General features: G+C 63.0%; 9 protein-coding genes and 1 other RNA gene. 7 read left to right on the forward strand and 3 right to left on the reverse strand.

All coding sequences use genetic code 11. From position 1 onward, the window contains the following. From B3873_RS22600 to B3873_RS22615, 4 genes are all read left to right on the forward strand, one after another. On the forward strand, positions 1-840 hold an 840-nt coding region (locus B3873_RS22600; RefSeq protein ID WP_286869198.1), incomplete at its 5' end, for a 3,4-dihydroxy-2-butanone-4-phosphate synthase. Between the two features lie 57 nt (positions 841-897). Beyond that, positions 898-1,383 (forward strand): 6,7-dimethyl-8-ribityllumazine synthase, encoded by a 486-nt coding sequence (gene ribH, locus B3873_RS22605; protein ID WP_006465461.1) that lies wholly within the window; start codon positions 898-900, stop codon positions 1,381-1,383. A 105-nt stretch (positions 1,384-1,488) separates the two neighbouring features. Further along, positions 1,489-1,959: a transcription antitermination factor NusB gene (gene nusB / locus B3873_RS22610; RefSeq protein WP_034337125.1), complete on the forward strand. Its 471-nt coding sequence runs from the start codon at positions 1,489-1,491 to the stop codon at positions 1,957-1,959. Positions 1,960-2,054: 95 nt separating this feature from the next. Beyond that, a complete protein-coding gene (locus tag B3873_RS22615; RefSeq protein WP_286869199.1) occupies positions 2,055-3,236 on the forward strand; it encodes a pyridoxal phosphate-dependent aminotransferase in 1,182 nt (393 codons plus the stop codon). A 113-nt stretch (positions 3,237-3,349) separates the two neighbouring features. On the opposite strand, the gene B3873_RS22620 is transcribed toward B3873_RS22615, so the two are convergent. Continuing rightward, positions 3,350-4,345 carry a lytic transglycosylase domain-containing protein gene (locus B3873_RS22620; protein ID WP_039784367.1) on the reverse strand — a complete coding sequence of 332 codons (996 nt, stop codon included), beginning with the start codon at positions 4,343-4,345 and terminating at the stop codon, positions 3,350-3,352. A 463-nt stretch (positions 4,346-4,808) separates the two neighbouring features. On the opposite strand from B3873_RS22620, the gene ubiD reads away from it, so the two are divergent. Together ubiD and ffs are read left to right on the forward strand one after the other, a co-directional pair. Continuing rightward, positions 4,809-6,293 carry a 4-hydroxy-3-polyprenylbenzoate decarboxylase gene (gene ubiD / locus B3873_RS22625; protein WP_039784368.1) on the forward strand — a complete coding sequence of 495 codons (1,485 nt, stop codon included), beginning with the start codon at positions 4,809-4,811 and terminating at the stop codon, positions 6,291-6,293. A gap of 163 nt (positions 6,294-6,456) precedes the next feature. Beyond that, positions 6,457-6,555, forward strand: an RNA gene (gene ffs, locus B3873_RS22630) — signal recognition particle sRNA small type. A gap of 165 nt (positions 6,556-6,720) precedes the next feature. Here ffs and B3873_RS22635 read toward each other — a convergent pair. Together B3873_RS22635 and B3873_RS22640 are read right to left on the reverse strand one after the other, a co-directional pair. Next, the gene (locus B3873_RS22635; RefSeq protein ID WP_286869200.1) at positions 6,721-7,725 is read right to left on the reverse strand and encodes a glucokinase; all 1,005 of its coding nucleotides are present in this window, start codon (positions 7,723-7,725) and stop codon (positions 6,721-6,723) included. 181 nt (positions 7,726-7,906) lie between these two features. Further along, complete coding sequence (locus tag B3873_RS22640; protein ID WP_209534153.1) at positions 7,907-9,718, reverse strand: tetratricopeptide repeat protein; 1,812 nt, start codon at positions 9,716-9,718, stop codon at positions 7,907-7,909. Between the two features lie 262 nt (positions 9,719-9,980). On the opposite strand from B3873_RS22640, the gene B3873_RS22645 reads away from it, so the two are divergent. Further along, positions 9,981-10,664, forward strand: a complete 684-nt coding sequence (locus tag B3873_RS22645; RefSeq protein ID WP_034336373.1) for a fumarylacetoacetate hydrolase family protein — start codon at positions 9,981-9,983, stop codon at positions 10,662-10,664. Positions 10,665-10,779 lie beyond the last annotated feature (115 nt).

Raw genomic sequence — 10,779 nt, forward strand, 5'->3', positions numbered from 1 at the left:
GTGACCACCGGCATCTCCGCCGCCGACCGCGCGCGCACGATCCAGGTGGCCGCCTCCAAGGGCGCCAAGCCATCGGATCTGGTGCAGCCGGGCCACATCTTCCCGCTGCGCGCACAAAAGGGCGGGGTGCTGATGCGCGCCGGCCACACCGAAGCCGGTTGCGACCTCACTGCCATGGCCGGCCTGACGCCTGCTTCCGTGATCTGCGAGATCCTGAAGGATGACGGCACCATGGCGCGCCTGCCGGACCTGCTGGAGTTCGCCGAAAAACACCATCTGAAGATCGGTACCATCGCCGACCTGATCCATTACCGCAGCCGCAACGAAAGCATCATCGAGCGCGTGGCAGAGCGCGAGATGCAGACTGCCCACGGCAGCTTCAAGGCCATCGCCTACCGCGACACCCCCTCGGGCGGTGCGCACCTGGCGCTGGTGCGTGGCGACATCCAGCCCGGCCGCGAAACCCTGGTGCGCGTGCACCAGCCGGTCTCCATCCTGGACCTGCTCGAAGCCGGCGTGACCACCCACTCGTGGAACCTGGCCGCCGCCATGAAGGCGGTGCAGGAAGCCGAGTCCGGCGTGATCGTGCTGCTCAACTGCGAAGAATCGGCGCAGCAGATGTTCGACCAGTTCGGCGCACTCAACAAGGTCGGCACGCCCGAGGCCGCCAAGCCCAGCCGCGCCGACCGCATGGACCTGCGCACCTACGGTATCGGCGCGCAGATCCTGAGAGATCTCGGCGTCTGCAAGATGAAGCTGCTGGCCAGCCCGCGCAAGATGCCGTCGATGACTGGCTTCCAGCTGGAAGTGACCGGTTACCAGGCACGCGAAGGTGCGTGAGCGCCCGGCTCCGCCTATCAAGAATTACGCAAGTCAACCTATCAAGAAGGAACAGCCATGACCATCGGAACCTATGAACCAGACTTCAATGGCGAGAGCTTGCGCATCGGTATCGTCCAGGCGCGCTTCAACGAAGACGTCTGCCACGGCCTGCTGGCCGCCTGCCTGGCTGAGCTGAAGCACCTCGGCGTGGCCGACGAGGACATCCTGCACGTCACCGTGCCGGGTGCCCTGGAAATCCCCCTGGCGCTGCAGAAGATGGCCGAGACCGAACAGTTCGATGCCCTGATCGCCCTGGGTGCCGTCATTCGCGGTGAGACCTATCACTTCGAGCTGGTCTCCAATGAATCTGGTGCCGGCATCACGCGCATCGGCCTGGATTTCGGCCTGCCCATCGCCAATGCCGTGCTGACCACCGAGAACGACGAGCAAGCCGAAGTCCGCATGGCCGAGAAGGGCGCTGACGCGGCCCGCGTGGCGGTGGAGATGGCCAACCTGTCCATCGTGCTGGAAGAACTCGGCCAGGCCACCGAAGAAGAATAATTCACGGGCAGTGGCGGGATGCACATCCCGCTGCCGCCCCCGCCGGCCCGCGCCGGCACTCGCATTCATTTGTTTCAGTTATCCAAGGCTCAGGCCGCATTCATCATGTCGAACAAAACTCCACACGCCAATTCGAACAAGAACCGCACCCCGCGTCACCGCGCGCGCGAGTTCGCGTTGCAGGGCTTGTACCAGTGGCTGCTCAACCACGAGGACGCGGGTGCCATCGAAGCCCACATCCGCGAAGCCCACGGTTTCGACAAGGCCGACGCCGAACACTTCGATACCCTGCTCACCGGTGCCATCCGTGACGCCGAAAAGCTGCGTGCAGCGCTGGAGCCACTGATCGACCGTCCCATCAAGGAGCTGTCGCCGGTGGAGCACGCCGCGCTGCTGATCGGTGCTTACGAGCTGCAGAACCACATCGAGATCCCCTACAAGGTGGTCATCAACGAAGCCGTTGAACTGACCAAGTCCTTCGGCGGCATCGATGGCCACAAGTACGTCAACGGCGTGCTGGACCGTTTCGCGGCCCAGGCACGCGCCACCGAAGTGGAAGCGGCCGGTCGCCGCTGACCGCCTCCGCGCCGGCGCTTTGCTCGTTTTTGGGACGGCACCGCAGCGGCGGTCGCCGTCTTGTCTTTTTTGCCCATGTTGTCTGGAATTAGCGCATGAACCTGAACCAGCTTGCTTCACGTTTGCAGCACATCGCTCCCTTCCATGTGATGGAATTGTCCAAGAAGGCCGATATCCTGGCCCAGCAGGGACGTGACCTGATCCACATGGGCATCGGCGAGCCCGATTTCACTGCGCCGCCCGCCGTGGTCGAGGCCGCTACCCGCGCCATGGCCGAAGGCAAGATGCAGTACACCTCGGCCACCGGCCTGCCGGCCCTGCGTACCGCCATCTCGCAGCACTATCGCAGCGTCTACGGCCTGGAGATCGCGCCGGAACGCATCGTCATCACCGCCGGGGCCTCGGCCGCGCTGTTGCTGGCCTGTGCCGCGCTGGTGGAGCGCGACAGCGAAGTACTGATGCCCGACCCCAGCTATCCCTGCAACCGCCATTTCGTGGCGGCCTTCGAGGGACGCGCCAAGCTCATCGCCAGCGGGCCGGAACATCGCTTCCAGCTGTCGGCGCAGATGGTGCGCGAGCACTGGGGTGACAAGACGCGTGGCGTGCTGCTGGCTTCGCCTTCCAATCCCACCGGCACGTCCATCGAACCTGAGGAGTTGCGCGCGATCCTGGGCGAAGTGCGCCAGCGCGGCGGTTTCACCATCGTCGATGAGATCTATCAGGGCTTGTCCTATGAAGGCGCGCCGTTCTCGGCGCTGTCGCTGGGTGAGGACGTGGTGGTCATCAACAGCTTCTCCAAGTATTTCAACATGACCGGCTGGCGCCTGGGTTGGCTGGTGCTGCCGCCGGCCCTGGTGCCGCAGGTCGAGAAACTGGCGCAGAACCTGCTGATCTGTGCGTCCTCGATTGCCCAGCATGCCGCCGTGGCCTGCTTCACGCCCGAGACCCTGGCCATCTACGAAGAGCGCAAGGCCGAGTTCAAGCGCCGCCGCGACTACATCGTTCCGGCGCTGGAAAGCCTGGGCTTCACGGTACCGGTCGTTCCCGACGGTGCCTTCTATGTTTACGCTGACTGCAGCGCGCTCTGCGACGATGCCGACCAGCTCAGCCTGGACATGCTCAACGAGGCCGGCGTGGTGCTGGTGCCGGGGCTGGATTTCGGGCCCTTCACGGCGCGCCGCTACATCCGCCTGTCCTATGCGACGTCGATGGAAAAGCTGCAGGAAGCCGTAGCGCGTCTGCGTGTGTTCTTCGACGGACGTCGCAAGGCGGCCTGAAGCACGAAACGAGAAGACGCAAAAAAAAGGAGCCCGAGGGCTCCTTTTTTCATGCGTTCTGAATACCGGTAATATTCACATCGCAACACGCCGATCTGCATAAACCATATTACTTACAGGGCAGCGAGTTGTTCTTCCGTCTTGGGCTTGGCCGCCGAGGCCACGTTGTTGGCCGTTGGCTTCGGCTGATCGGCGCTGGCCGACACACCCGAGGCCGGCGGCAGCTTGACGGTGGCCGTGGTGTAGATGGAGACGTTCTTGCCCATCGCCACTTGCTTCAGGTTCTGGTACTCGGACAGCACCTTGATCCCGTAACCACCATCATTGGCCATGTCGGCAGCACCCACGTAGCTCTTCAGGCCGGCTTCCACCGAACCGCCACGGGTGACATATTCCTTCAGGATCTGCGAACCGACACGGATGTTGGCCACCGGATTGAGGGCCGCCTTGATGCCGCCCAGTTCCTGGAATTTGTCGTGGTGCACCTTGGACATCACCTGCATCAGGCCCTGCGCACCCATCGGGCTTTCGGCGAAGGGATTGAAGCGCGATTCGATGGCGATCACCGACAGGATCAGCAGCGGATCGAGCTTGATGTCGCGCGCCGTCAGGTAAGCCGCCGACACCAGCATGTCAGCCGCATCGCTGGCTACGCGATAGCGCTTGGCCAGCCAGTTGGTCACCAGCTTCTGCTGGCGCGGATTGCCGATCAACTGGCGTTCCTCAGGCGACAGGGCCTGGGCGGGTGCCGTAGCCTGCTGCTGCACCGAACTGGCAGCCGCTGCGCCCGCCAGGGCGCTCACGGTAGCCACCGGTGCGGTGGGTGCCATCAGGTCAGCCAGCGCCGGAGCGGCGGGTGCTTCGGCTTCTGCGACCTCTTCAGTGGCATCCGAGAAGGGCGACATGCTGATCAGCTTGTCGGCCAGGTCGGGGTTGAAGAACATCAGGCCCAGAACGAACAGCGCGGCGATACCCAGTATCGTCAGCAGACGATGGGCGATGCCAAAAAATTGAGCAATGCGCGGGTTGCCGGAGAGATTCCGGAAATCCACGCGGCGAACCATCTGCGAGGTGCCCGCTAAAGGCGCCTCGGAAGCTTGGTTGGACATTGAACCTCCTGCGTTATTGCGGCAAAAACAGGGCGCGCCTGGCCAAGAAGTGAAGACCAAACGGCTGAACTGTCGTCGCTGCAATCTATTACGTTACCGTCGCAAGGCGTTACGGCAAGGCCATCCGCGAGGCCTGCTGGCCCTGCCGTCGGATGGCATGTTTCGGGGGGTAGGGCTGACGCCCTGGACACACTTCTTGAGTTGCTGGGACCCCGGATCCCTGGATACCTTGCTTGGCTCGACTGTTTTCGATCAAGCCTCTACGAGCCCACGGCTCACCTCTTCGGTTTAGAGTGGGCGCATTGTAGAAGCCACTTTATATCGAGTCAATACTATGAAAATAGTTCTTTATAACTTTTGTGTATCATATTGCGCGTGGCCTTCCTTCAAAAATCAATAGAATCAAGCGTTTGCCGGGGTTACTTGAGCCGGCTGTGATGCAAAAAGAAATTTGTTAAAAAGTATGAAATACACTGATTTACGCGATTTTATTTCCCAATTGCAACAAAAAGGTGAGCTCAAGCGTGTCTCGCACCCGGTGTCGTCGCATCTGGAGATGACCGAAATCGCCGACCGCACCCTCCGTGCGGAAGGTCCGGCGCTCCTTTTTGAGCAGGTCGACAAGAAAAATATCCCGGTGTTAGCGAATCTTTTCGGTACACCGCATCGTGTCGCCCTGGGAATGGGGGCCGACAGCATCAGCGAACTGCGCCGTATCGGCCATCTGCTGGCGCGCCTGAAGGAGCCTGAGCCGCCCAAGGGCATCAAGGATGTGCTGGATCTGGGCGGGCTGGTGAAGTCGCTGTGGGACATGGCCCCCAAGGAGCGCGGCTCCGCTCCTTGCCAGGATGTGGTGTGGGAAGGCAAGGAGGTGGATCTGTCGCGCCTGCCGATCCAGCACTGCTGGCCGGGCGACATCGCGCCGCTCATCACCTGGGGCCTGGTCATCACCAAGGGCCCGAACAAGAAGCGCCAGAACCTGGGCATCTATCGCCAGCAGGTGCTGGGACCGAACAAGGTCATCATGCGCTGGCTGGCCCATCGCGGCGGCGCACTGGACTTCCGTGAGCACTGCATTGCCAACCCCGGCAAGCCCTATCCGATCGCCGTGGCCTTGGGTGCCGATCCCGCCACTATATTAGGTGCAGTCACGCCGGTGCCGGACAGCCTCTCCGAATACCAGTTCGCCGGCCTGCTGCGCGGCAGCCGTACCGAGCTGGTCAAGGCCATGGGCAGCGATTTGCGCGTGCCGGCCTCGGCCGAGATCGTGCTGGAAGGGCATATCTATCCGGATGAAAAACACGCGTCGGGATTCGAGCATGCGCTTGAAGGTCCGTATGGCGATCACACCGGTTACTACAATGAGCAGGACTGGTTCCCGGTCTTCACCATTGACCGCATCACCATGCGGCGCGATGCCATCTATCACTCCACCTATACCGGCAAACCGCCCGATGAGCCGGCCGTGCTGGGTGTGGCGTTGAATGAAGTTTTCGTCCCGCTGCTGCAGAAGCAGTTCGCCGAAATCACCGATTTCTACTTGCCGCCGGAGGGATGCAGCTATCGCATGGCCGTGGTGCAGATGAAGAAATCTTACGCCGGCCACGCCAAGCGGGTGATGTTCGGGGTGTGGAGTTTCCTGCGCCAGTTCATGTACACCAAGTTCATCGTGGTGGTCGATGAGGATGTCGATATCCGCGACTGGAAGGAAGTGATCTGGGCCATCACCACCCGGGTGGATCCGGTGCGCGATACCGTCATGGTGGACAACACCCCCATCGATTACCTGGACTTCGCCTCGCCTATCAGCGGCCTGGGCAGCAAGATGGGAATCGATGCCACCAACAAGTGGCCCGGTGAAACCAGCCGGGAATGGGGCACGCCCATCGTGATGAGTGACGATGTGAAGAAACGTGTCGATGCCATCTGGCAGGACCTGGGTATCTGAGCGGGTAGGGCGCACACGCCGTTGGATGCGGCCATCGCAGAAGTGAAGCTTCAGGCAAAAAGCCGCGTAAATTGTTTAATCAATTTGCGCGGCTTTTCACTTTCTGATGCACTGCAATGATTTCTCTGGCGGCCAGTGTGTGATCTGGGATACAATGCACCCCGGCGGGCCCCTGCGCATTGTGGCATGGTCAACCTGGTCAGGTCGGGAACGAAGCAGCCACAGCCATTTCCCGCAAGTGCCGCAGACAAGGCTCGCCTCTTATCTCTCTTCTGTTTCTTCTTCTGTTGTTCCGGCAAGTCCTCCCTCTCGCTTTACCTCTTCCGTTGTCGTCCCTGTAGTGTCGTCATCGCGCGATGCCATGAAAAAAGGCTGACGCGAACTTGCCGCATCAGCCTCCTGCAAAACATCGCAGCCTTGCCTGTAATTACTCGTGCGGATCCAGCCGGTCAGCCAGGATCGCCGACACACCCGTGAAGGCCGGATATTCCGCCGTGATTACATAGGTCGGAATGGCCTTGGTCAGCACCGACATGCGGCCCTTGTTCTCGAAGCGTGCGCGGAAGGGCGAGCGGGCGAAGTACTCGCCCAGGTGCGGTACCACGCCGCCACCAATATAGATGCCGCCAAGCGCGCCCAGCGTCAGCGCCAGGTCGGCCGCGACGGTACCGAGCATGCTGCAGAACAGGTCCAGCGTTTCCAGGCACACTGCATCGCCTTGTTTGAGTGCGCCGTCCACGATCTCGGCGGCCTTCAGGTCGGCGGCGGGATGGCGCTCGATGGCCAGCAGGGCGCGATGGATGAATTCGAGGCCGGGCCCCGAGACCATGCGTTCAGCCGAGACGTGTTCATGGAATTGCCAGGCGTAGGCCAGCACGGCCGCTTCACGCGCATTGGCCGGAGCGAAGGCGACGTGGCCACCTTCGCTGGCCAGCGGCAGCCAGTGGCCATCGCCGCGCACCAGCCCGCCCACGCCCAATCCGGTGCCGGCACCGACCAGGCCGACCGGCTGGCCCGCCTTGGGTGTGCCGCCACCGATCTGCTGCAATTCATCGGCGCGCAATTGCGGCACGGCCATCGACAGCGCCGTGAAGTCATTGACCACCAGCAGCAGGTCAAAGCCCAGCAACTGGCGCGCCGCTTCAATGGAGAAGGCCCAGTCGTGATTGGTCATCTTGATCTGGTCGCCTTGCACCGGATTGGCGATGGCCACCACCGCGTGTTTCACGGCGGGTTGGCCAGCCAGCTTGAGGTAGGCCTGCACGGCATCGGTGAATTGCGGATAGTCAGCACCGCGCAGGACCTGCACTTGCTCTATATGGCCAGGTGAAGTTTCCAGCGCGAAACGGGCATTGGTGCCGCCGATGTCGGCCAGCAGGCGCGGACCGCCGGCGTGGGGCGGCTTGCTCGAAGAGGGAGTGGGGGCGTGCATCGTCTTGTCCTTGTTTTCTTCATACCAACAGGCGGCAGGGCGCGTGGCCGTGCCGCCTGTCGAATTGCAATCGAGTTCGGGCGGATCCTGGTGCGGATGCGTTACAGGGTATGAGGCGAAGCGGCGCGCCAGGTTCCGGCGGATGAGCTGCTCATCCGCATCGGCGCGCATGGTAACAGCATCAGGCCAACTGTTGTAGCAGGGCGCTGCGCACCTCGGCGACGACCTCGCTCCAGTCGCCGGTCTGCTTCTGGCGGAACAGGTGCATGCCCGGATACCAGGGCGTATCGCTGCGTTCCAGCTGCCAGCGCCAGCAGGTGTTGGCACGATTGAGCAGCCACACCGGCTTGCCCAGAGCACCGGCCAGATGGCAGGCCGAGGTATCGACGCTGATGAGCAGGTCGAGATTGGCGATCAGCCCGGAGGTGTCGGCAAAGTCCTGCAATTCCGCAGAACAATCACGCACATGGCTGGCCAGCGGATGGTTGCGCAGCTGGGCCACCGCGGTCTCGCCAACCTGGACGGAATAGAATTCCAGTTGTGCGTGCTCCTGCGCCAGTTCGACCACGGGAGCCAGCGCCTCGAAGGGCAGGGAGCGCTCGCCGTCGATGCGTACTGCGTCCGGATGCGTCTGGGCCGAGCTGCCGGCCCAGACCAGGCCGACCCGCAGGGAGCGGTTGCGCGGCAGGCGCTGCAGCCAGGCCGCCCAGGCGTCGGCGTCGGGCAGCAGATAGGGAGCGCGCGGGATGTCGGCTTCGCTGAAGGACTTGCAGGCCAGCGGCAGGCTCATCAGCGGGCAGTGGTAGTCGAAACCGGGACGCATGAACTGGTCGCTGCTGATGACCTGGGCCGCGCCCGGCACTTTTGCCAGCAGGCGGACCAGCGCCGGTGGCACTTCCAGGATCACGCGTGCGCCGAGAGCGGCCACCTGGGGCAGGTAGCGCACGAATTGCAGGGTGTCGCCAAAGCCTTGTTCGGCGTGGATCAGGATGGTCTTGTCCTGCAGGGATTGCTGCCCCAGCCAGAGCGGCTGCAGGAATTGGCGGACCTGCGTGCGCATCTGTTCGGTCGCCCAGCGCGACTCGTAGGCGGGCCAGCCATTGGCGAAGTCGCCCTGGCGCAGTTTCAGCAGGGCATCGTTCCAGGCGGCGGAGCTGGCATCGGGCTTGAGCTCGCGGGCGCGGCGGTAGCACTCGGTGGCTTCGCTGAAGCGATACAGCTGTTCCAGCGTCGAGCCGCGGTTGAACCACAGGTCCGGCGAGCTGTCGTCCAGCGCCATGGCGCGGTCGTAGGCTTCCAGCGCTTCCATCGGGCGCTGCATCTTGAACAGCACGAAGCCGCGGTTGGACTGGGCCTCGAAGAAGTCCGGCTGCACCTCCAGCGCGTGGTCGTAGGCGCGCAGGGCCTCGTCGAACTGGTAGCTGTCCTTGCAGGTATTGCCCAGGTTGAACCAGGCTTCGATGAAATCGGGGCGCAGGGCGACGGCGCGCTCATAGCTGGCGCGTGCATCGCGATAGCCGTAGAACTCGTGCTGGAGGTTGCCCAGCTGGAACCAGGCATCGGGGTTGTCCGGCGTCAATGCGGCTGCGCGCTCGATGTCGGCCAGGGCTTCGCGGTTGCGTTTGAGGCGACGCAGGGCAGCGCCACGTGCCAGCAGCGCGTCGGCAAAGTCCGGCGTCTGCGCCAGGATCTCGTCGTAGCGCTGTACGGCTTCGGCATCGCGGCCCAGGTGGACCAGCGCACCGGCATGGTCGAAATAGGTGTCGCGGTGATCGGGATTGAGTTCGATGGCATGCGCCAGCTGGGCTTCGGCCGCCTCCCAGTCCTCCTGATGGAGCTTGAGCATGCCGTAGAGGTAATTGGCCTCGAAATGATCGGGAAGCTTGACCAGGACCTTCTTGTAGAGCTCTTCGGCGGGGGCCAGATCGCCCTTTTGATGCAGGGCCAGGGCTTTTTGCAGCAGGATGAGGGAGGCGTTTGCTTGCTGGTGCATGATCTTGTTCTGGACAGAGAAAGGGGCCGGCGCAATACCAGCCAGCAGATCTGCAAGTGTCCCAAATCCGCGCAGTTTTATTCAGCGGATTACAGCCTGAAATCTCACCTATATCTCCCGCTGGGGGCCGCAAGCGGAGTCGCTGCTTTTCTTTTACACTAGCCGGACATCAGACAACTGATGCGCAAGCCAAGCCGGCATTGACCGGTTCCTCATCCACCGCATGCAGTTGCATGCACGTCGCCACCACGGAGTCTTCCCGATGAGTTTCGCCATTCCCGCCCCCGCCCAGGCCACCGTCCCGGTGGTCGGCGGTGCGCCGTTCCCGGTTCGCCGCATCTATTGCGTGGGCCGCAACTATGCCGCCCACGCTCGCGAAATGGGCCATGATCCCGACCGCGAGCCGCCGTTCTTCTTCATGAAGCCGGCCGACGCGGTGGTACCCACCGATTCCGTGGTGCCGTACCCGGCCGCGACCGCTGACTATCATCACGAAATCGAACTGGTGGTGGCACTTTCCGGCGGTGGCCGCGATATCCCGGTGGAAAAGGCGCTGGAGCTGGTCTACGGCTACGCCGTCGGGCTTGACATGACCCGCCGTGACCTGCAGGCGCAGGCCAAGAAGCTGGGCCGTCCCTGGGACATGGCCAAGGGCTTCGACCAGTCCGCCCCCTGCGCGCCCATCGTGCCCGTGGCCCAGTCCGGACATCCCGACAAGGGGGCCGTCTGGCTCAAGGTCAATGGCGAAGTGCGCCAGCAGGGCGACCTGTCGGACCTGATCTGGAACGTGGCCGAAACCATTTCCTATCTGTCCGGCCTGGTGGAGCTGTTCCCCGGCGACCTGATCTATACCGGAACCCCCGAAGGCGTGGGCGCGGTGGTCAAGGGTGACCAGTTGCAAGGCCATGTGGACGGCTTGCCGGATATCAACATCACCATCGGCTGAAGCGCTCGCTGGCCGGGTGCAGCGGGTTTCTGGCGGTCCCGGCCCGGCTCCCGCAGCCAGCTTCCTGCACCGGTTCCGGACCGGGTGCAGGGGGCCGAAACCAAACTGTCATGAA

This window comes from Herbaspirillum sp. UBA812 (genome assembly GCF_002296545.1).
GTDB classification, from domain to species: Bacteria; Pseudomonadota; Gammaproteobacteria; order Burkholderiales; family Burkholderiaceae_D; genus Herbaspirillum; species Herbaspirillum huttiense.

Coding starts and splice junctions, on each gene's coding strand:
- B3873_RS22645 (WP_034336373.1), top strand. CDS start 9,981: ATGAGTTTCGCCATTCCCGCCCCCGCCCAGGCCACCGTCCCGGTGGTC.
- B3873_RS22615 (WP_286869199.1), top strand. CDS start 2,055: ATGAACCTGAACCAGCTTGCTTCACGTTTGCAGCACATCGCTCCCTTC.
- B3873_RS22620 (WP_039784367.1), bottom strand. CDS start 4,345: ATGTCCAACCAAGCTTCCGAGGCGCCTTTAGCGGGCACCTCGCAGATG.
- ribH (WP_006465461.1), top strand. CDS start 898: ATGACCATCGGAACCTATGAACCAGACTTCAATGGCGAGAGCTTGCGC.
- nusB (WP_034337125.1), top strand. CDS start 1,489: ATGTCGAACAAAACTCCACACGCCAATTCGAACAAGAACCGCACCCCG.
- B3873_RS22640 (WP_209534153.1), bottom strand. CDS start 9,718: ATGCACCAGCAAGCAAACGCCTCCCTCATCCTGCTGCAAAAAGCCCTG.
- ubiD (WP_039784368.1), top strand. CDS start 4,809: ATGAAATACACTGATTTACGCGATTTTATTTCCCAATTGCAACAAAAA.
- B3873_RS22635 (WP_286869200.1), bottom strand. CDS start 7,725: ATGCACGCCCCCACTCCCTCTTCGAGCAAGCCGCCCCACGCCGGCGGT.